This window comes from Pseudomonas sp. MBLB4123, assembly GCF_051904775.1.
GTDB lineage: Bacteria > Pseudomonadota > Gammaproteobacteria > Pseudomonadales > Pseudomonadaceae > Aquipseudomonas > Aquipseudomonas benzenivorans_B.
Window position 1 is genome coordinate 2180629 of record NZ_CP196711.1, and the last position, 19327, is coordinate 2199955.

A 19327-nucleotide genomic window follows, 5' to 3' on the forward strand; every position below is an offset into this window, starting at 1 on the left:
TCTCTTGGCTGTCGCCGCTGTCTTAGGCTTCCTGCAACAAGGGTTGCAGGGACTTGTCTATGGCCTCGCGCGCTCGAAATATCCGCGAGCGCACGGTGCCCACCGGACATTGCATGACGCTGGCAATGTCCTCGTAACTGAGACCATCGAATTCACGCAAGGTTAGGGCCGTACGTAAATCATCTGGCAACTGCTGGATGCTGCGATGCACGGTGGCCTCGATCTCATCCCGCAGCATGAGCCGTTCCGGCGACTCGATGTCCTTCAGGGCATGGTCGCCGTCGTAGAACTCCGCATCCTCAGCACTTACATCACTGTCTGGCGGTCGCCGTCCCCGCGACACCAGATGATTCTTCGCCGTGTTGATGGCGATACGATACAGCCAGGTATAGAACGCACTCTCGCCACGGAAATTTCCTAATGCCCGATAGGCTTTGACGAAAGCTTCCTGCGCCACATCCTGAGCCTCATGACTGTCGTGCACGAAACGCACGATCAACCCGAGAATCTTGTGCTGATACTTCAGCACCAGTAGATCGAATGCTCGCTTGTCTCCGCGCTGCACGCGCTCGACCAGTTGCTGGTCCTCTTCCTGGGTTAGCATGAACACTCCTCGCCCCGTCCGAAGGAGTGCAGCGCCTGCCGATGACTCGGCTTGCCAAAATAGACTCGGGCGTTGCGCAAAAGTTCTCCCCCTTACAAACAAGCTTCCGACAAAGACCTTTTCGGCGTTGCACGGAATAACGCGACAGGGAACTGCACCCTGCCGCGTGAATAATCTTAGGTCACCCGCACGCTCGACCGGCGAGCCTGCCACTGGAGTCACAGGGCGACATCTCGAGTGGACAAAACCCACCCCAAGCGACCGTTAATGGAACTCGGAACGACAAGAAAGTTCCCAAGCGCCACAGCCAGCCACAAGCGCGCTATTGTGCCGACCACCCCCTCTATATACTAGGGGCGCTTTCTCGCGGGATCTGTACATGAGCGAACACTATCAGCACGACGTTCTCGTCATCGGCAGCGGCGCGGCCGGCCTGACCCTAGCCCTGACCCTGCCCGAGCACCTGCGCATCGCCGTGCTGAGCAAGGGCAGCCTGTCCAATGGCTCCACCTACTGGGCCCAGGGCGGCGTAGCGGCAGTGCTGGACGACAGCGACACGGTCGAGTCCCATGTCGAGGACACCCTCAACGCCGGTGCCGGCCTGTGCCGCATCGATGCCGTGCGCTTCACCGTCGAACACAGCCGAGCCGCGATCCAGTGGCTGATCGACCAGGGCGTGCCCTTCACCCGCGACGAGCAGACCGCCAGCGACGACGGCGGTTTCGAGTTCCACCTGACCCGCGAGGGTGGCCACAGCCACAGGCGCATCATCCATGCCGCCGACGCCACCGGCGCGGCGATCTTCAACACCCTGCTGGAGCAGGCCAGGCAGCGGAGCAATATCGAGCTGCTGGAACAGCGGGTGGCCGTCGACCTGATCACCGAACGCAAGCTCGACCTCGACGGCCAGCGCTGCCTGGGCGCCTACGTGCTCAACCGCAACAGCGGCCAGGTCGACACCTTCAGTGCCCGCTTCGTCGTGCTCGCCACCGGCGGCGCGGCCAAGGTCTACCTGTACACCAGCAATCCGGACGGTGCCTGCGGCGACGGCATCGCCATGGCCTGGCGCGCCGGCTGCCGGGTCGGCAACCTGGAATTCAACCAATTCCACCCCACCTGCCTGTACCACCCCCAGGCCAAGAGTTTCCTGGTGACCGAGGCCCTGCGCGGCGAGGGCGCCCTGCTCAAGCTACCCAACGGCCAGCGCTTCATGCCGCGCTTCGACAAGCGCGGCGAACTGGCGCCGCGCGACATCGTCGCCCGCGCCATCGACCACGAGATGAAGCGCCTGGGCGCCGACTGCGTGTACCTGGACATCAGCCACAAGCCGGCGGAGTTCATCAAGGCGCACTTCCCGACCGTCTATGAGCGCTGCCTGGACTTCGGCATCGACATCACCCGCGAACCCATCCCCGTGGTGCCGGCGGCGCACTACACCTGCGGCGGCGTGGTCGTCGACCACCATGGCCAGACCGACGTGCCGGGACTCTACGCCATAGGCGAGACCAGTTTCACCGGCCTGCACGGCGCCAACCGCATGGCCAGCAACTCGCTGCTCGAATGCTTCGTCTATGCCCGCGCCGCCGCCGCCGACATCGCCCAGGCACTCGACAGGGTGCCCATGCCCAGCGGGCTGCCGTGCTGGGACGCCAGCCAGGTGACCGACTCGGACGAGGACGTGATCATCGCGCACAACTGGGACGAGCTGCGGCGTTTCATGTGGGACTACGTGGGCATCGTGCGCACCAACAAGCGCCTGCAGCGCGCCCAGCACCGGGTACGCCTGCTGCTCGACGAGATCGACGAGTTCTACAGCAACTACAAGGTCAGCCGCGACCTGATCGAGCTGCGCAACCTGGCCCAGGTCGCCGAGCTGATGATCCGTTCGGCCATGCAGCGCCACGAGAGCCGCGGCCTGCACTACACCCTGGACTACCCCGAGCAACTGGCCGAGGCCAGGGACACTATTCTGGCGCCGCCCACCTACGGCGACTGAACTTCAGCCGCACCCGCAGGCGCCGATGGATATCGTGCGCCAGCGCATCCCGGGGGATGCACAGGCCGCGCACGCGCCGCTCGTTCGCCAGGCGAAAACGCAGCACCACGATCGGCGGCAAGGCCAGGCTGTCGGGGCGCAGCTGGATCACCTGCCAGCCCCGCGCGCGGCTCCACAGCTGCCAGCCATCGACATCATGACGCAAGGCGCCGAATGCCTGGGCCGAGTTCAGCAGGATGTGCCGCGGCAGTACCCAGGCCGCATGCCCCAGGCACAGGGCGACTGCCAGCCCATACCCCCAGGGCGGCAACTCGACCCAGAGCAGGCTGAGCAGCGCCAGCGCCTGGATCAGCCCATAGCACAGCAACAGCAGCCGCGAGGGCCGCCAGCGGCACTCGAACACCTCACTTGGGCTGGACACGGTCCAGGATCATGCGAACCATGCGCTTGAGGTCGGCATCCTCGGGCTCGCCGCGCTGCATGAACCAGCCGAACATGTCCTGATCCTCGCACGCGAGCAGCTTGCGGTAGCGCGCCTGGTCCTCGGCATCGAGGCTCGGGTAGACCTCCTTGACGAAGGGCACCAGCAGGACGTCCAGCTCCAGCATGCCGCGACGGCTGTGCCAGAACAGGCGGTTGAGTTCGGTGGAGTCGACCATGTATGGGTTCCTTGAGATAGCCCGGCGTTGATTCAGCCCGGCAGTATAACGGCGAAAACCCGGACTGTTGACCTGGGCGGACGAGTACCCGCCCCCATGCCGCGGCTGTGCGCTCAGCCGCTGACAAGCCTCCGGTGGCGCTCTATGATGTCGCCCCTGACCCATTATCCGGCGACCTCCTCCTCCCCATGGCCGAAACCGCATTTTTCTGCACCCTCAGCCACGAAGGCATCCTTGCCGTTCGCGGTCCCGATGCCAGCAAGTTCCTCCAGGGCCAGCTGACCTGTAACCTCAATTACCTGAACGATAGCCGCAGCAGCCTCGGCGCCCGCTGCACCCCCAAGGGCCGCATGCTGTCGAGCTTCCGCATCCTCAGCCTGGCCGACGGCTACCTCCTGGCGATGGCCGGCGAGCTGGTCGCGCCGCAGCTGGCCGACCTGCAGAAATATGCGGTGTTCTCCAAGTCCAAGCTCGCCGACGAAGGCGACGCCTGGGTACGCTTCGGCCTGAGCGGCGGCGACGGTGCGCTGGTCAACCTGGGGCTGGACCTGCCCCAGGAGGCCGATTGCGTGGCCCGCGCCCACAACCTGCTGGCCCTGCGCCTGAGCGATGGCCGCAGCGAACTCTGGGCCCCCGCCGAAGAGGCGCCGACCCTGCGTGCCCGCCTGGCCGCACAGTTGCAGGAGGCGCCGCTGAATGACTGGCTGCTGGCCCAGGTCCGCGCCGGCATCGGCCAGGTGCTGGGCAGCACCCGCGAACTGTTCATCCCGCAGATGCTCAACCTGCAGGCCCTCGGCGCGGTCAGCTTCAAAAAGGGCTGCTATACCGGCCAGGAGATCGTCGCGCGCATGCAGTACCTGGGCAAGCTCAAGCGCCGCCTGTATCGCCTGGCCCTGGATGACCGGCAACTGCCGCAACCGGCCGTAGAGCTATTCTCCCCCGTGCATAACTCGGGGGTCGGCGAGGTGGTCCTGGCCGCCCACAGCGACAACGGCACCGAACTGCTCGCCGTGCTGCAGGAGGACGCCATGAAGGACGGGCGCATTTGCCTGGGCGCCCCCGAAGGCCCGCCGCTGCGCCTGCTCGACCTGCCCTACAGCCTGGACGCCGATCGCGAAATCCAGCGCTGAACCCCTTCCACGCCGCCCGACTCCGAAGAGAACCGCGCATGAGCAAGCTCGCCGAGAAAGTCCAAGAAGAACTGCTGCAGGCCATCGACAACGATGAACTGGTGCTGCCCACCCTGCCGGAGGTCGCCCTGAAGGTGCGCGAGGCCGCCGAAGACCCGAACATCGGCATCCCCCAGCTGAGCAAGGTGATCGGCAACGATGCGGCCCTGACCGCGCGCATCATCAAGGTGGTCAACAGCCCGCTGCTGCGGACCAACAAGGAGATCACCGACCTGCAGATGGCGGTGGGCCGCCTGGGCATCAACTACACCAGCAACCTGGCCACCGGCCTGGCCATGGAGCAGATGTTCCAGGCCACCTCCGACGTGGTCGACCGCAAGATGCGCGAGGTGTGGAACAAGAGCACGGAGATCGCCGGCATCTGTCACGTGCTATGCCGCCACTACACCCGCCTGATGCCGGACCAGGCCACCCTCGCCGGCCTGGTGCACCAGATCGGCGTGCTGCCGATCCTCACCTATGCCGAGGAGCACAGCGAGCTGCTGGCCGACTCGATCAGCCTCAACCACGTGATCGAGAAGATCCATCCGATCATCGGCGACAAGATCCTGCGCACCTGGGAATTCCCCGAGCCGATCGCCCAGGTGCCCAGCCAGCACCTGGACTTCGGCCGCGACAGCGCCAAGGCCGACTACGTCGACATCGTCCAGGTCGCCACCCTGCAGAGCTACCTGGGCAGCCAGCACCCCTATACCCAGCTGGATTGGAGCAAGATTCCGGCCTTCGCCAAGCTCGGCCTCGACCCGCACGTCGACATGCAGGAAGACGAGGACCTCTCCGCCGCCATGGACGCCGCCATGGGCATGCTGCAGTGAGTTGAATGCGTCGTGGCGCGCAATCGGCCACTAGACTTGGAGTCATTCGGTTAAGGGACCTGCCATATGCGCGTTGTGATGCTGCTGTTCTCCTTGCTCCTGGGCAGCGGCGTGGAGGCGGCACAACAGCTGCGTTTGACCAGCGGCGAATGGCCGCCTTTCCACGGCGCGGAGCTGCCAAAGCAAGGTGTAGCCTCACAGATCGTCACGGAAGCCTTCGCCCTCGAAGGCATCGAGGTGCGGTGGGAGTTCCTGCCCTGGGCGCGCGCCATGCAGCTGGCCACCCAAGGCCAGCGCGCCGGCACCGCACTGTGGCGACGCAACGCCGAACGCGAGCGCCTGTTTTTCATCAGCGACCCGGTGCTTGAAACCCAGACCCATCTACTCCACCGCAAGTCCGTGGAGTTCGCCTGGCAGACCCTCGACGATCTCCGGGGCCTGCGAATCGGTGCCACCCGTGGCTACTATTACGGCAAGGCCTTCGAGCGGGCCGAGTCGACCGGCCGGCTGAATGTCCAGCGTATCAACAGCGATGAAGTCGCCCTGCGCCAATTGCTGGCGGGACGGATCGACCTGTTCCCGCTTTCCCGCCTAGCCGCCTCGAGCCTGCTGGCCCAGCGCTTCACCAGCGCCGAGCGGGCGCAATTGAGCTTTCATCCCCTGCCGCTGAGCAGTCACAGCCTGCATCTCTTGCTGTCGCGCAGGATCGCCGCTAACGCCGAGCTGATGGCGCGCTTCAATAACGGCCTGGCACGCCTGCACGAGAACGGCAAGATCGCTCGGTGGCTGCTGGAAGCACGGCAGCCACTGAGCATGATTCCCCAGGTCAGCCCGCCTCCTGAGCAAACTCCACCCGCACCAGCAGACCGCACGGCTGCGCCTGATGCAGGCTGATGCGCGCCCGGTGCGCGCGGCAGACCTCCCCGACTATGGCCAGCCCCAGTCCGACCCCATCCCCCCCGCGGCCGCCACGATAGAAGCGCTGGAACACCTTCTCGCGCTCTTCGGCGGGAATCCCCGGCCCATCGTCCTGCACCTCCAGCACGGCCGGCGGCAGCACCCGCACCACGACGTTGCCGCCCGCCGGGGTATGGGCCAGGGCATTGTCGACCAGATTGCACAGCAACTCGTTGAGTAGCGTCGGCTCGCCCCGCAGCCACACCGACTGCTCGGCCTCCAGGGCCAGGGCGATGCCGCGGGCATGGGCCAGGGGCGCCAGGGCCAGGCCCAGCTCGCGGGCCAACTGGCTGAGGTCCAGGCGCTGCGCGCCGCCCTCGGCAATGGCCCGGGCCCCGCTCTCGATGCGCGCCAGGGACAGCAGCTGGTTGGCCAGCTGAGTCAGGCGTTCGGTGTTCTGCGCGGCCTCCTCCAGGGTGCCGCGCCACTCCTGCGGCTGCTGCGCGCGCAGGCCCAGTTCGACCCGCGCCTTGAGCGCCGCCAGGGGCGTGCGCAGCTCGTGGGCGGCCTCGGCGATGAACTGCGACTGGCGCTCGAACAGGCCGCGCAGACGCTCATTGAACTGGTTGAGGGCCTGCACCAGCGGCCGTAGCTCCCGCGGCAACTCATCGTCGGGCAATGGCCGCAGGTCATCGCTGCCGCGCTCGGCCACGGCCCGGCGCAGGCTCTCCAGCGGCCGTAGCGCGGCGCTGACCGCCAGCCACACCAGCAGCAGCGCGCTGAGCGACAACGCACCCATGCGCCACAGGGTGCCGAGCAGCAGCTCGCGGGCCATGCGCTCGCGGGCACCCTGGGTCTCGGCCACACGGATCTCGGCGATGCCGTTGAGCTGCGGCTCGCTGACCGGCTGCAACAGGCTGACCAGGCGCACGCCCTGACCGCGGAACTGGCCGTCGTAGAAACGCGCCAAAGCCGGGTAGTCATCGGTACGCCGGGTGCCAGACGGGGGTTCAGGCAGCCCCTGGTAACCGGAGACCAGGGCTCCGTTCGGGTCCAGCACCTGGTAATAGATGCGCCCGGCGCTGTCGTAGGCGAAGGTGTCCAGGGCCACGTAGGGCACGTTGGCCTTGAGCCGGCCGTCGTCGCTGTACAGGCCGTCGGCGATGGCCCGTGCCGAGGCCAGCAGGGTACGGTCGTAGGCGGTATCGGCGGCGCGCCGTGCGCTCCAGTAGGCGCTCAGGCTGCTGAGCAGCAGGATCAGCGCCAGCAGCAGCGCCAGGCGCCGCAGCAGCCGCCCGCGCAGGCTGCCCGGCCTGTTCACCGCCGGCCTCCGGCCCTCAGTCATCGACGGCTTCCAACAGATAACCCAGGCCGCGGAAGGTGACGATGCGCACGCCGCTGCCCTCGAGCTTCTTGCGCAGGCGATGCACGTAGATCTCCATGGCATCGCTGCTGGCCTCCTCGTCCAGGCCGAATACCTGGGCGGCCAGCTGTTCCTTGCTCATCACCCGCCCCGGCCGGGCGATCATCGCCTCCAGCACCGCCTGCTCGCGGGAGGTCAGGCTAAGGGGCTCGCCGCGCAGGCTGAAGCGCCGGGTGCCCAGGTCATAGAGCAACGCGCCACAACGCTGCTGCTGCTCGCCGCCGAGCAGGCTGCGCCGCAGCAGGGCCTTGACCCGCGCCTCCAGCTCGCTCAGTTCGAAGGGCTTGGCCAGGTAGTCGTCGGCGCCCAGGTTGAGCCCGTGCACCCGGTCACTGACCTCGCCGCGGGCGGTCAACATCAGCACCGGCAGGGTCTTGCCACGGTCGCGCAGGCGGGCCAGCACCGCGAAGCCGTCCAGCCGCGGCAAGCCGATGTCGAGGATCGCCAGGGCGTAGTCCTCGCTGCTCAGGGCCAGGTCGGCGGCGACCCCATCGTGCAGCACGTCCACCGTCCAGCCGGCCCCTTTCAAGGCCTGAGCCACGCTCGCCGCCAGTTGCGGATGGTCTTCGACCAGCAGGATTCGCACCCTCACCTCCAGCGCCAATGCTCGTTCAGGTGCGCAGTGTAGCGCCGCGCTCGGCGCTGTGAATCATCCAAGTGCGCGGCATTAAGCGGCATGGGAAAACTTTCCGCGGTGAAAGCTTGGCGAAAGCTTGCCCGCCTAGCATCGGCTGCAGGTGGCTCGATCCACCGACCAGAACGGCTCGCGCAGTGGTGCACGACCGTGACAAAAACAACAACTGGAGACCACAGGATGCTATTCGCATCGACCAAGGCCATTGCGCCAGTCCATCTGCTCAGCCTCGCCATAGCCGCAACCCTGCTCAGCCCTGCTGCTCAGGCCGACTTCATCGCTGACAGTTCTGCCAACCTGAAGACCACCAACATCTACCTGAACCGTGACTATCGCGAAGGCGATGGCCAGAACAAGCGCGAGGAGTGGGGCCAGAGCTTCTGGCTCAACGTACAGTCCGGCTACACCGAAGGCCCAGTCGGCTTCGGCCTCGACGCCCAGGGCCTGCTGGGCATCAAACTGGACTCCAGCGCCGACCGCACCAGAACCGGCCTACTGCCAAAGCATGACGACGGCAAGGCACCGGACGAATTTGGTCGGCTGGGCCTGACCGCCAAGGTCAAGGTCTCCGCCACCGAGCTGCGCTACGGTTCGCACAGCCCCGTCCTGCCGGTGGTAGTGGCCAACGACAGCCGCTTGCTGCCCCAGGTATTCGAGGGTGGCCTGCTGACGTCCTCCGAAGTGGAGGGCCTGACCTTCACCGGCGGGCGCCTGGACAAGGCCATCGACCGCGCCTCGACCGACGCCGAGGATCTGCAGCTCGAAAGCAAGAATGGCCGCTACGCCGGGGTGACCGCCGACCACCTCGACTTGCTCGGTCTCGACTACCAGTTCAACCAGAACCTAAAAGGCCGCTACTTCCATGCCGAGCTCGAGGACGTCTACCGGCAGAACTTCTTCAACCTGCTGGCCAGCTACCCCCTGGCCGGCGGCACCCTGGCCGCCGACCTGCGCCTGATGCTCAGCGACGACAGCGGTGCGGCCAAGGCCGGCGAGGTCGACAACCGCGCGCTGAACGGCGTGCTCAGCTACGCCCACAGCGGCCACAAGCTGAGCCTGGCCTATCAGGACATGAGCGGCGACACCGGCTATGCCTACATCGCCGGCAGCGACCCCTACCTGGTCAATGACTCCGCCAACGACTACGCCAACCCTGACGAAAAATCCTGGTCGGTGCGCTACGACTACGACTTCACCGCCCTGGGCGTGCCCGGCCTGACGGCCTTCGCTCGCTACATCAAGGGCAGCGACGCGCGAATCATCGGCAGCAACGAGCGTGGCGACGAAAGGGAGAGCAACTTCGAGGTCAAGTACGTGGTGCAGAGCGGCCCGGTCAAGAATCTCTTCGTGCGCCTGCGTAACGCAAACTTCCGCTCCGACTTCGCCCGCGACTCGGACGAATACCGAGTAGTCATCGGCTACACCCTGCCGATTCTCTGATCCACAATAACAATCGAGAGGACTCCACCATGAAAACTGCCTTCACCCGCCTCGCCCTGGCCGCCGCCTGCCTGACCTTCGCCGGCCAGCTGCTGGCCGGCGAACCCAAGCGCCCCGAGTGCATCGCCCCGGCCAAGCCCGGCGGCGGCTTCGACCTGACCTGCAAGCTGGCCCAGAGCGGCCTCAAGGACGGCGGTCTGCTCAAGGCGCCGATGCGCGTCACCTACATGCCCGGCGGCGTCGGCGCGGTGGCCTACAACGCGGTGGTCGCCCAGCGCGCCGACGACCCGGGCACCATAGTCGCCTTCTCCAGCGGATCCTTGCTCAACCTGGCCCAGGGCAAGTTCGGCCGCTACGACGAGAACGCCGTGCGCTGGCTGGCCGCGGTCGGCACCGACTACGGCGCCATCACCGTGCGCGCCGACTCGCCCTACCAGAGCCTGGACGACCTGGTCGAGGCGCTGAAGAAGGACCCGTCGAGCATCGTCTTCGGCGCCGGCGCCACCATCGGCGGCCAGGACTGGATGCAGACCGCACTGATCGCCCGCGCCGCCGGCATCGACCCGAAGAACCTGCGCTACGTGGCCTTCGAGGGCGGCGGCGAGACCCTCACCGCCATGCTCGGCGGCCATGTCCAGGTGACCAGCAGCGGCCTGGGCGAAGTCACCCCGCAGCTGGCGGCGAACAAGGTGCGCATCCTCGCGGTGCTGGCCGACGAGCGCCTGCCGGGCAAGCTGGCCGACATTCCCACCGCCAAGGAGCAGGGCTACGACATCAGCTGGCCGGTGATCCGCGGCTTCTACGTCGGCCCCGAGGTCAGCGACGAGCAGTACGGCTGGTGGAAGCAGCAGTTCGATGCCCTGCTGGCCAGCGAGGACTTCGCCCAACTGCGCGAGCAGCGTGACCTGCTGCCCCTGGCCCTGACCGGCGACGAGCTGAACGCCTTCGTGCTCAAGCAGGTCGAGGAGTACAAGGCCCTGGCCGGCGAGTTCGGCCTGGTGCAGTAACGCGTCCGCCACTTCGTAGGATGGGTCGGGCCGCGTAGGTTAGCCGCACAACGGTGCACCCCATGCGAGCGGCCCAGGGCGGCATATGCCCGCCCTCGGACCAGCTGCGCGGGTATCGCTGCGCTCGACCTGTGCGGTCCGACCCATCCTACAGTTCTCAGGTATCCCGCTATGTACGTCCGTCTATTTGCCGCGACCTGGCTGCTGCTGTGCGCCGGGCTCGCCGTTCTCGCCTGGGGCTTCCAGGCGCCCTTCGCCTACGACCCGGTCGGCCCGCGCGCCTACCCCCTGCTGCTGCTCGGCCTGATGGCCGCCGGCAGCCTGTGGCTGCTGTTCAAGCCCGGCGCCACGCAGCTCCAGCTGCACCTGCCCAGCGTCAAACGCACGCTGCTATGCGTGCTGGCCCTGCTGGCCTACGCCCTGCTGTTCGAGGCCCTGGGCTTCGTCCTCAGCACGGCCCTGGCGACCTTCGCCCTCGGCCTGCTGTTCACCGGCCGCCTGCTGCCCTGCGCCCTCAGCGGCGTGCTGATGGGCGTGCTGCTCTATGGCCTGTTCGACCTCGCGCTGGACGTGCCGCTGCCGCTCGGCCTGTTAGAAGTTTTCGTGGAGAGCTGAGATGGAAACCCTACACTTTCTGAGCCAAGGCTTCGACGTCGCCACCCGCCCGGACAACCTGCTGGTGGCGCTGTTCGGCGCCTTCGTCGGCACCGTGGTCGGCCTGCTGCCGGGCCTCGGCCCGATCAACGGAGTGGCCCTGCTGCTGCCCCTGGCCTTCGCCTTCGGCCTGCCGCCGGAGACCGCGCTGATCCTGCTGGCCGCGGTGTACCTGGGCTGCGAGTACGGCGGGCGCATCTCCGCCATCCTGCTCAACGTGCCGGGCGACGCCGCGGCGGTGATGACCACCCTCGACGGCTACCCCCTGGCGCGCCAGGGCAAGGCCGGCATCGCCCTGTCGCTGTCGGCGGTCAGCTCCTTCGTCGGCAGCATCGTCGCCACCTGCGGCGTGGTGCTGTTCGCCCCGCTGCTGGCCAAGTGGGCGGTGGCCTTCGGCCCTGCCGAGTATTTCGTGCTGATGATCTTCGCCATCGCCTGCCTCGGCGGCATGGTCGGCGACAAGCCGGTCAAGACCCTGATGGCGGCTCTGATCGGCCTGGCCCTGGCCACGGTCGGCGTCGACTCCACCACCGGGGTGTACCGCTTCACCTTCGGCAGCGTCAGCCTGTCCGACGGCATCCAGTTCATCATCGTGGTGATCGGCTTCTTCAGCGTCAGCGAGATCCTGGTGATGCTGGAGAACACCCATGCCGGGCAGAAGGCGGTGAAGACCAGCGGACGCCTGCTGTTCAACCTCAAGGAGTTCTGCGCCACGGTCTGGACCATGCTGCGCAGCGCCCTGGCCGGCTTCGTCATCGGCACCCTGCCCGGCGCCGGCGCGACCATCGCCAGCGCCATGACCTACATGACCGAGAAGCGCCTGGCCGGCAGCGGCGGCAAGTTCGGCGACGGCGACCTGCGCGGCCTGGCTGCCCCGGAGGCGGCCAACAACGCCTCGGCCTGCGGCTCGCTGATCCCCATGCTGACCCTCGGCGTGCCGGGCTCGGGCACCACCGCGGTGATGATCGGCGCCCTGGCGCTGTACAACATCACCCCCGGGCCGATGCTGTTCGAGCAGCAGCCGGACGTGGTCTGGGGCCTGATCGCCTCGCTGTTCATCGGCAACGTCATCCTGCTGGTGATGAACATCCCGCTGATCGGCCTGTTCTCGCGCATGCTCAGCGTGCCCAACTGGATTCTGGTGCCGGGCATCACGGTGATCAGCATGGTCGGCGTGTACGCCGTGCACAGCACCACCTTCGACCTGCTGCTGATGATCGGCCTCGGGGTGTTCGGCTACATCCTGCGCAAGCTGGACTTCCCGCTGTCGGCGGTGATCTTAGGCTTCGTCCTCGGCGAGCTGATGGAGGACAACCTGCGCCGCGCCCTGTCGATTTCCGCAGGCGAGCTGGGCATCCTCTGGTCCAGCCCGATCGCCCTGTGCCTGTGGGCGCTGGCCGCGCTGATGCTGGCCATGCCGGGCCTGCGCTGGATGCGCGGACGCACCAAGGCGCGCCTGGCCAATGCCTGATCGGACCGCCTCACCGCCGGGCTGGCGCCGCTGGTGGGCCACGCCGCTGGTCGGCCTGGCCGGCGGCACCCTGGCCAGCCTGATCGGCTGGCCGCTGCCGTGGATCATCGGCTCGCTGCTGGCGGTGATCGCGGCGCGCTGCGGCGGCTGGCTGATCGGCGAACTGCCGGGCGGCCGACAGACCGGCCAATGGCTGGTGGCCAGCGGCATCGGCCTGCACTTCACCGGCGCGGTGATGACGCAACTGCTCGGCCACTTCGCCCTGATCCTCGCCGGCGCGGTCGGCACCCTGCTACTGAGCCTGATCGGCATCGCCCTGCTGCGCCAGGCCGGGATCGACCGCGCCACGGCGTTCTTCGCCAGCATGCCCGGCGGTGCCAGCGAGATGGTCAACCTGGCCCAGCGCCACGACGCGCAGATCGCCCGGGTCGCCGCGGCGCACAGCCTGCGCCTGCTGCTGGTGGTGCTGCTGGTGCCGGCGCTGTTCGCCTGGAGCCTGCCGGCGGTGGAGGCACCCGCACCGGCGCCGGTGGACTGGCCCTGGCTGGTCGCCCTGTTGCCGGCCGGCGCCCTGCTGGCGCTGCTGTGGAGAAAGCTCAAGCAGCCCAATCCCTGGATGCTCGGCCCCTTGAGCGTCTGCGCCATCGCCAGCGTCGCCTTCGACCTGCAGTTGGGCCTGCCGCAAGGTCTCGGCCAGGCGGGCCAGTGGCTGATCGGCTGCGCCCTGGGCTGCCACTTCGATCGCGCCTTCTTCCGCAGCGCCCCGGCCTTCCTCGGCCGCATCCTGCTGTTCTGCCTGCTGGCCATGCTCGGCGCCGTCCTGCTGGCCAGCGGCCTCGGCCTGCTGGCCGGGCAGAATGGCAGCTCGCTGATGCTGGGCATGATGCCCGGCGGCATCACCGAGCTGTGCCTGACCGCCGAGGCCCTGCAGCTGTCGGTGGCGCTGGTCACCGCGCTGCAGGTGCTGCGCCTGTTTCTGGTGATGTTCCTGGCCGAGCCGCTGTTCCGCCTGTGGCAACGCAGCTGAGGGCTGCCGCCGCGAGAATCGTGACCACGCTTAGCCCGCCTCGTGCGGGCTCTTTTTTCGATGCCGGCGGCCCCTCAGGACTCGGGCAGCCGCCAGTCGATCGGCGCCAGGCCGTGCTGTTCGAGGAACTTGTTGGTGCGGCCGAAGTGGCCGTTGCCGAGGAAGCCACGGTGGGCGGACAGCGGCGAGGGGTGCGGCGAGCGCAGGACCAGGTGCCGGGTCGGGTCGATCAGGCGCTGCTTGCTCTGGGCATGGGCGCCCCACAGCAGGAACACCAGGTGCTCGCACTGCTGGCTGACGGTCTCGATCACCCTGTCGGTGAAGGCGTGCCAGCCCTTGCCGGCGTGGGAACCGGCGATGCCGCGCTCGACGGTGAGCGAGGTGTTGAGCAGCAGCACGCCCTGCTCGGCCCAGTGCTGCAGGCAGCCGTGGCCCGGGATGTCGATGTTCAGGTCGCGCTTGAGCTCCTTGTAGATGTTCAGCAAGGAGGGCGGCGTCGGCACCCCCGGCTGCACCGAGAAGCACAGGCCATGGGCCTGGCCCGGGCCGTGGTAGGGGTCCTGGCCGATGATCACCACCCTGACCCGGTCCAGCGGCGTGGAGTTCAGCGCGTTGAAGATCAGCGGCCCCGGCGGGTAGATCTCCTTGCCGGCGGCCTTCTCCTGGCGCAGGAAGTCGCCGAGGCTCTTCATGTAAGGTTTGTCGAATTCCTCGCGCAGGGCCTGTTTCCAGCCGGCTTCGAGCTTGATGTTGTCGACAGCGGTCATGCCTGATTCCTGGACTCGCGGGCAAAGGGAGACGGCACGCTAGAGAAGCCCTCGACGCAAGTCAAGGCAGGGCCTCAGCCCTGGTGCAGCGCCCGGTAGTGGCTGGGCGCCATGCCCACCACCTTGCGGAACAGCCGCGAGAAGTAATAGACGTCCTCGTAGCCCAGCTGCTCGGCGACCTGGCGGATGCCCTGCTCGCCCTCGTCGAGCAGGCGGCAGGCGTGGGCCATCTTCAGCTGGATGAAGTCCTGGATCGGCGCATGGCCGGTCAGGGCGCGGTAGGTCTTGGCGAAGTGGAAGCGCGACAGCTTGAACTGCGCCGCCAGCTCGTCGAGGTTGAGCGAACCGTGCAGGTGGGCGCGCATCACCGCCTGCACCGCGTCGACGTCCAGCACCCGCCCGGACTTGAGCTGGGCCCGCGCCGGCAGCACCGCCAGGGAAGCCAGCAGCGCCTGCAACTGGTGCGCGGCGTAGATGAAGTGCGGCAGGCTCAGGCCCTGCTTGCGCAGGCCCAGCAGTGCATCGAACTCGGCCAGCAGGCGCGGCTGCACGCCGATACGCCACAGCGGCCCCTTGCCCAGGGGGCGCAGGAAGTCCACCGCCAGCTCGCCGTCGAAGTGCACCCAGTACAGCGTCCAGGGCCGCTCGGGGTCGGCGCCGTAGACATGGGCCTGGCCCTTGGGCAGCAGCAGCAGGTCGCCGCCGCCGACCGCCTGGCGGCCTTCCGCGGTTTCCAACCAGCCCTGGCCGGCGCGGCAGTAGACCAACAGGTGATCGCTCGGCGCCGGCCGGCTCATGCGGTGCCCCAGGGCCTCCGGGTAGAAACCCAGGGCCAGCGGATAGCAGCCCTGGGCCAGGGGATGACGAGCCAATAGCCGGCGCAGGCGCGGCGGGGTGATGAAACGCACGCCATTGGCCGGCAACGGCCAGTTGGAGGTGTCGACCCGAGGGCTCGTGCTGTTTTTATCCATCGCCATGGCTGCCAACCCCCTTAGGCCCTATAGACGCTACGTACACCAGGGCGGCGACCGCCCCCTGCACAGATCCAATCCCAAGATCGTCCATCTAATGGCCAAGATCGTCAATCCACAAGCGTGGCTCCGGCGGCTATAACAGTTAAGGAACGACACCCGGCTGCCCAGCGCAGCCGCCACCAGGAGAGAGCAATGGCCAAGGCAATTCCGCAGTTGATCGAAGGACAGTGGCGCGAAAGCCGCGCCCGCGAGTTCATCGAAGTCACCGACCCGGCGACCCAGGAGGTGCTGGCCCTGGCGCCCAAGGCCACCGCCGAGGAGATCGAGGCCGCCGTGGCCAGCGCCAAGGCCGCCTTCCTGACCTGGCGCGAGGTGCCGGTACCGGAGCGCGCGCGCCTGATGCTGCGCTACCAGCACCTGCTCAAGGAGCACCACGACGAGTTGGCCGAGATCCTCGCCGGGGAAACCGGCAAGACCATCGCCGACGCCAAGGGCGACGTCTGGCGCGGCATCGAGGTGGTCGAGCAGGCGGCCAACATCGCCAGCCTGATGATGGGCGAGACCGCCGAGAACGTGGCCCGCGATATCGACACCGCCAGCTGGATCCAGCCCCTGGGCGTGTGCACCGGGATCACCCCGTTCAACTTCCCGGCGATGATCCCGCTGTGGATGTTTCCCCTGGCCATCGCCGCCGGCAACACCTTCATCCTCAAGCCCTCGGAGCAGGACCCGCTGACCCCCAACCGCCTGGCCGAGCTGTTCATCGAGGCCGGCGCCCCCGCCGGCGTGCTGCAGGTGCTGCACGGCGGCCGCGAGGTGGTCGACAGTCTGCTCACCCACCCGGACATCCGCGCCATCTCCTTCGTCGGCTCGGTGCCGGTGGGCCAGCACATCTACCGCACCGGCACCGCCCACCTCAAGCGCGTGCAGGCCTTCGCCGGGGCCAAGAACCACATGGTGATTCTGCCCGACGCCAACAAGGACCAGGTGCTCAGCAACCTGGTCGGCGCCAGTTGCGGCGCCGCCGGCCAGCGCTGCATGGCCATCAGCGTGGCGGTGTTCGTCGGCGAATCGAAGCAGTGGATCGAGGAGCTGGGCGCGCAGATGGCCGAGCTGCGCCCCGGCCCCTGGACCGATCCCCATGCCGCCTTCGGCCCGCTGATCAGCCAGCAGGCCAGGCAGCGCGTGCTGCGCCTGATCGCCGAGGGCAAGGCCGAGGGCGCCGAGTGCCTGCTGGACGGCTCGCACTGCACGGTGGAAGGCTACCCCGACGGCAACTGGCTCGGCCCCACCCTGTTCCGCGGGGTGACCGCCAAGATGGGCCTGTACCGCGAGGAGATCTTCGGCCCGGTGCTGGTGTGCATGGAAGTCGACACCCTGGACGAGGCCATCGCCCTGGTCAACGCCAGCCCCTACGGCAACGGCACCTCGATCTTCACCCGCTCCGGCGGCGCCGCCCGCCACTACCAGCACGCGGTGGAGGTCGGCCAGGTCGGCATCAACGTGGCGATTCCGGTGCCGCTGCCGTTCTTCTCCTTCACCGGCTGGAAGGGCTCGTTCTACGGCGACCTGCACGCCTACGGCAAGCAGGGCGTGCGCTTCTACACCGAGACCAAGACGGTCACCACCCGCTGGTTCGACGAGTCGCCGGTCACGGGACCGAACATGACCATCCACCTGAAATGATGCGCGCCGGGCCGGCCAGCCGCCGGCCTGGTTCGAGCCTCTGCGCCACCGAATCTCACAAGGATCCGCAATGGACTTCGAACTCAGCGATGAACAACGCCTGCTGGTCGACAGCGCCCGCGCCTTCGCCCGTCACGAGCTGGCGCCCCATGCCGGCGACTGGGACCGCGAGCACCACTTCCCGCTCGAGGTGATCAAGCGCGCCGGCGAACAGGGCTACCTGGCCCTGTACCTGAACGAGGAAGACGGCGGCCTGGGCCTGTCGCGCCTGTCCGCCGCGCTGATCTTCGAGCAGCTGGCGGCCGGCTGCGTGGCCACCACCGCCTATATGACCATCCACAACATGGCCATCTGGATGCTCGCTAGCTTCGCCGACGCCGAGCTCAAGGCCCGCTGGCTGCCGCGCCTGATCGGCGGCGAGCTGCTCGCCTCCTACTGCCTGACCGAGCCGGACGCCGGCTCCGACGCGGCGCGCCTGACCACCCGGGCCCGCCGCGAAGGCGAGCACTACGTGCTCGACGGCAGCAAGTGCTTCATCTCCGGCGCCGGTGCCACCGACGTGCTGATCGTGATGGCGCGCACCGGCCAGGAGGGGGCCAAGGGCATCTCCTGCTTCCTGGTGCCGGCCGACGCCGCGGGCGTGAAGTACGGCCGCAACGAGCTGAAGATGGGCTGGTGCGCCCAGCCGACCCGCACCATCACCTTCGAGGGCGTACGCATTCCCGCCGGCAACCGCATCGGCCCCGAGGGCCAGGGCTTCGTCTACGCCATGCAGGGCCTGGACGGCGGCCGCCTGAACATCGCCAGCTGCTCCCTGGGCGCGGCCCAGGCGGCGCTGGAGCAGGCGCTGCGCTACGTCGAGGAACGCAAGCAGTTCGGCAAGCCCCTCAGCGAATTCCAGGCCCTGCAGTTCAAGCTGGCCGACATGCTCACCGCCCTCACCGCCAGCCGGCAGATGGTGCGCCTGGCCGCGCACAAGCTCGACCACCGCCACGGCGAAGCCAGCCTGTACTGCGCCATGGCCAAGCGCTTCGCCACCGACCAGTGCTTCGACCTGTGCAACGAGGCCCTGCAATTGCACGGCGGCTATGGTTATCTGAACGACTATCCGCTGGAGCGCTGGGTACGCGACAGCCGCGTGCACCAGATACTCGAAGGCACCAACGAGATCATGCGGGTGATCATCGCCCGCCGCCTGCTCGAGCAAGGCGGCATGCTCGATCGCCTGCTCTAGCCCCATACCGACACGAGGACGCCCATGACCACCGCCCTGGAACCCTACAGCCCCGGCCTGTTCGACCTGACCCACAAGATCACCGTGGAGAAGCACGGCCACACGGCGCTGATCACCCTCAACCACCCGCCGGCCAACACCTGGGACCGCGACTCGCTGATCGGCCTCAAGCAGCTGATCGAGCACCTCAACCGCGACGACGACATCTATGCCCTGGTGGTGACCGGCCAGGGCGGCAAGTTCTTCAGCGCCGGCGCCGACCTCAATCTGTTCGCCGACGGCGACAAGGCCCGCGCCCGCGAGATGGCGCGGCGCTTCGGCGAGGCCTTCGAGGCGCTGCGCGACTTCCGCGGCGTGTCGATCGCCGCGATCAACGGCTACGCCATGGGCGGCGGCCTGGAATGCGCCCTGGCCTGCGACCTGCGCATCGCCGAGCGCCAGGCGCAGATGGCCCTGCCGGAGGCCACGGTGGGCCTGCTGCCCTGCGCCGGCGGCACCCAGGCACTGCCCTGGCTGGTCGGCGAGGGCTGGGCCAAGCGCATGATCCTCTGCGGCGAACGCATCGACGCCGAGACCGCGCTGCGCATCGGCCTGGTCGAGCAACTGGTCGACAACGGCGAGGCGCGCAACCATGCCCTGCTGCTGGCGGCCAAGGTGGCGCGGCAGAGCCCGGTGGCGGTACGCACCATCAAACCGTTGATCCAGGGCGCCCGCGAACGCAATCCGAACCAGTGGCTACCGGAGGAGCGCGAGCGCTTCGTCGACCTGTTCGACGCCGACGACACCCGCGAGGGGGTCAATGCCTTCCTGGAGAAGCGCGAGCCACAGTGGCGCAACAAGTAACCCTGG

General features: G+C 67.8%; 19 protein-coding genes. 12 read left to right on the forward strand and 7 right to left on the reverse strand.

Annotation, left to right across the window (positions count from 1 at the left end):
- Positions 1 to 22: 22 nt before the first annotated feature.
- A complete protein-coding gene (gene rpoE, locus ACSX1C_RS10115) occupies positions 23 to 604 on the reverse strand; it encodes an RNA polymerase sigma factor RpoE (protein WP_439889315.1) in 582 nt (193 codons plus the stop codon).
- A 379-nt stretch (positions 605 to 983) separates the two neighbouring features.
- On the opposite strand from rpoE, the gene nadB reads away from it, so the two are divergent.
- Positions 984 to 2600, forward strand: coding sequence for an L-aspartate oxidase (gene nadB / locus ACSX1C_RS10120; RefSeq protein ID WP_439889316.1), 1617 nt, complete (start codon positions 984 to 986; stop codon positions 2598 to 2600).
- On the opposite strand, the gene ACSX1C_RS10125 is transcribed toward nadB, so the two are convergent.
- Positions 2569 to 3021, reverse strand: a complete 453-nt coding sequence (locus tag ACSX1C_RS10125) for a protein YgfX (protein ID WP_439889317.1) — start codon at positions 3019 to 3021, stop codon at positions 2569 to 2571. The genes nadB and ACSX1C_RS10125 overlap by 32 nt on opposite strands.
- Complete coding sequence (locus ACSX1C_RS10130) at positions 3005 to 3259, reverse strand: succinate dehydrogenase assembly factor 2 (RefSeq protein ID WP_318645454.1); 255 nt, start codon at positions 3257 to 3259, stop codon at positions 3005 to 3007. Before ACSX1C_RS10130 ends, ACSX1C_RS10125 begins: the two co-directional genes overlap by 17 nt.
- A gap of 188 nt (positions 3260 to 3447) precedes the next feature.
- On the opposite strand from ACSX1C_RS10130, the gene ygfZ reads away from it, so the two are divergent.
- From ygfZ to ACSX1C_RS10145, 3 genes are all read left to right on the forward strand, one after another.
- On the forward strand, positions 3448 to 4389 hold the full coding sequence (gene ygfZ, locus ACSX1C_RS10135) for a CAF17-like 4Fe-4S cluster assembly/insertion protein YgfZ (protein WP_439889318.1): 942 nt from the start codon (positions 3448 to 3450) through the stop codon (positions 4387 to 4389).
- 38 nt (positions 4390 to 4427) lie between these two features.
- Positions 4428 to 5264 (forward strand): HDOD domain-containing protein, encoded by an 837-nt coding sequence (locus ACSX1C_RS10140; RefSeq protein WP_439889319.1) that lies wholly within the window; start codon positions 4428 to 4430, stop codon positions 5262 to 5264.
- Between the two features lie 66 nt (positions 5265 to 5330).
- Positions 5331 to 6158: a substrate-binding periplasmic protein gene (locus ACSX1C_RS10145; protein WP_439889320.1), complete on the forward strand. Its 828-nt coding sequence runs from the start codon at positions 5331 to 5333 to the stop codon at positions 6156 to 6158.
- Here ACSX1C_RS10145 and ACSX1C_RS10150 read toward each other — a convergent pair.
- Both ACSX1C_RS10150 and ACSX1C_RS10155 read right to left on the reverse strand, forming a co-directional pair.
- Entirely contained in the window at positions 6091 to 7482 is a 1392-nt protein-coding gene (locus ACSX1C_RS10150) for a sensor histidine kinase (RefSeq protein ID WP_439889321.1), read from the reverse strand. The genes ACSX1C_RS10145 and ACSX1C_RS10150 overlap by 68 nt on opposite strands.
- A 16-nt stretch (positions 7483 to 7498) precedes the next feature.
- Positions 7499 to 8170: a response regulator gene (locus ACSX1C_RS10155; RefSeq protein ID WP_439889322.1), complete on the reverse strand. Its 672-nt coding sequence runs from the start codon at positions 8168 to 8170 to the stop codon at positions 7499 to 7501.
- A gap of 228 nt (positions 8171 to 8398) precedes the next feature.
- On the opposite strand from ACSX1C_RS10155, the gene ACSX1C_RS10160 reads away from it, so the two are divergent.
- The 5 genes from ACSX1C_RS10160 (at position 8399) to ACSX1C_RS10180 (ending at position 13817) form a co-directional block, all read left to right on the forward strand.
- A complete protein-coding gene (locus ACSX1C_RS10160) occupies positions 8399 to 9658 on the forward strand; it encodes an OprD family porin (RefSeq protein ID WP_439889323.1) in 1260 nt (419 codons plus the stop codon).
- A gap of 29 nt (positions 9659 to 9687) precedes the next feature.
- Entirely contained in the window at positions 9688 to 10665 is a 978-nt protein-coding gene (locus ACSX1C_RS10165; RefSeq protein WP_439889324.1) for a Bug family tripartite tricarboxylate transporter substrate binding protein, read from the forward strand.
- A 171-nt stretch (positions 10666 to 10836) separates the two neighbouring features.
- Positions 10837 to 11280, forward strand: a complete 444-nt coding sequence (locus ACSX1C_RS10170) for a tripartite tricarboxylate transporter TctB family protein (RefSeq protein ID WP_439889325.1) — start codon at positions 10837 to 10839, stop codon at positions 11278 to 11280.
- Position 11281: 1 nt separating this feature from the next.
- The gene (locus ACSX1C_RS10175; RefSeq protein WP_439889326.1) at positions 11282 to 12790 is read left to right on the forward strand and encodes a tripartite tricarboxylate transporter permease; all 1509 of its coding nucleotides are present in this window, start codon (positions 11282 to 11284) and stop codon (positions 12788 to 12790) included.
- Entirely contained in the window at positions 12783 to 13817 is a 1035-nt protein-coding gene (locus tag ACSX1C_RS10180) for an AbrB family transcriptional regulator (RefSeq protein WP_439889327.1), read from the forward strand. The genes ACSX1C_RS10175 and ACSX1C_RS10180 overlap by 8 nt, the downstream gene beginning before the upstream one ends.
- 74 nt (positions 13818 to 13891) lie before the next feature.
- Here the strand turns inward: ACSX1C_RS10180 and ung are convergent, their stop codons facing one another.
- Complete coding sequence (gene ung, locus ACSX1C_RS10185) at positions 13892 to 14584, reverse strand: uracil-DNA glycosylase (protein WP_439889328.1); 693 nt, start codon at positions 14582 to 14584, stop codon at positions 13892 to 13894.
- 74 nt (positions 14585 to 14658) lie between these two features.
- On the reverse strand, positions 14659 to 15561 hold the full coding sequence (locus tag ACSX1C_RS10190; RefSeq protein ID WP_439889329.1) for an AraC family transcriptional regulator: 903 nt from the start codon (positions 15559 to 15561) through the stop codon (positions 14659 to 14661).
- Positions 15562 to 15750: 189 nt separating this feature from the next.
- Here ACSX1C_RS10190 and ACSX1C_RS10195 point away from each other — a divergent pair, with 189 nt between their 5' ends.
- From ACSX1C_RS10195 to ACSX1C_RS10205, 3 genes are all read left to right on the forward strand, one after another.
- Positions 15751 to 17244 carry a CoA-acylating methylmalonate-semialdehyde dehydrogenase gene (locus ACSX1C_RS10195; RefSeq protein WP_439889330.1) on the forward strand — a complete coding sequence of 498 codons (1494 nt, stop codon included), beginning with the start codon at positions 15751 to 15753 and terminating at the stop codon, positions 17242 to 17244.
- Positions 17245 to 17314: 70 nt separating this feature from the next.
- Complete coding sequence (locus ACSX1C_RS10200; protein WP_439889331.1) at positions 17315 to 18478, forward strand: acyl-CoA dehydrogenase family protein; 1164 nt, start codon at positions 17315 to 17317, stop codon at positions 18476 to 18478.
- A gap of 24 nt (positions 18479 to 18502) precedes the next feature.
- Positions 18503 to 19321 (forward strand): enoyl-CoA hydratase, encoded by an 819-nt coding sequence (locus tag ACSX1C_RS10205; RefSeq protein WP_439889332.1) that lies wholly within the window; start codon positions 18503 to 18505, stop codon positions 19319 to 19321.
- Positions 19322 to 19327: the final 6 nt, after the last annotated feature.

Bases quoted from the DNA above. Each gene is read 5' to 3' on its own strand.
- rpoE (WP_439889315.1), bottom strand. From the start codon at position 604: ATGCTAACCCAGGAAGAGGACCAGCAACTGGTCGAGCGCGTGCAGCGC.
- nadB (WP_439889316.1), top strand. From the start codon at position 984: ATGAGCGAACACTATCAGCACGACGTTCTCGTCATCGGCAGCGGCGCG.
- ACSX1C_RS10130 (WP_318645454.1), bottom strand. From the start codon at position 3,259: ATGGTCGACTCCACCGAACTCAACCGCCTGTTCTGGCACAGCCGTCGC.
- ygfZ (WP_439889318.1), top strand. From the start codon at position 3,448: ATGGCCGAAACCGCATTTTTCTGCACCCTCAGCCACGAAGGCATCCTT.
- ACSX1C_RS10140 (WP_439889319.1), top strand. From the start codon at position 4,428: ATGAGCAAGCTCGCCGAGAAAGTCCAAGAAGAACTGCTGCAGGCCATC.
- ACSX1C_RS10145 (WP_439889320.1), top strand. From the start codon at position 5,331: ATGCGCGTTGTGATGCTGCTGTTCTCCTTGCTCCTGGGCAGCGGCGTG.
- ACSX1C_RS10160 (WP_439889323.1), top strand. From the start codon at position 8,399: ATGCTATTCGCATCGACCAAGGCCATTGCGCCAGTCCATCTGCTCAGC.
- ACSX1C_RS10165 (WP_439889324.1), top strand. From the start codon at position 9,688: ATGAAAACTGCCTTCACCCGCCTCGCCCTGGCCGCCGCCTGCCTGACC.
- ACSX1C_RS10170 (WP_439889325.1), top strand. From the start codon at position 10,837: ATGTACGTCCGTCTATTTGCCGCGACCTGGCTGCTGCTGTGCGCCGGG.
- ACSX1C_RS10175 (WP_439889326.1), top strand. From the start codon at position 11,282: ATGGAAACCCTACACTTTCTGAGCCAAGGCTTCGACGTCGCCACCCGC.
- ACSX1C_RS10180 (WP_439889327.1), top strand. From the start codon at position 12,783: ATGCCTGATCGGACCGCCTCACCGCCGGGCTGGCGCCGCTGGTGGGCC.
- ung (WP_439889328.1), bottom strand. From the start codon at position 14,584: ATGACCGCTGTCGACAACATCAAGCTCGAAGCCGGCTGGAAACAGGCC.
- ACSX1C_RS10190 (WP_439889329.1), bottom strand. From the start codon at position 15,561: ATGGCGATGGATAAAAACAGCACGAGCCCTCGGGTCGACACCTCCAAC.
- ACSX1C_RS10195 (WP_439889330.1), top strand. From the start codon at position 15,751: ATGGCCAAGGCAATTCCGCAGTTGATCGAAGGACAGTGGCGCGAAAGC.
- ACSX1C_RS10200 (WP_439889331.1), top strand. From the start codon at position 17,315: ATGGACTTCGAACTCAGCGATGAACAACGCCTGCTGGTCGACAGCGCC.
- ACSX1C_RS10205 (WP_439889332.1), top strand. From the start codon at position 18,503: ATGACCACCGCCCTGGAACCCTACAGCCCCGGCCTGTTCGACCTGACC.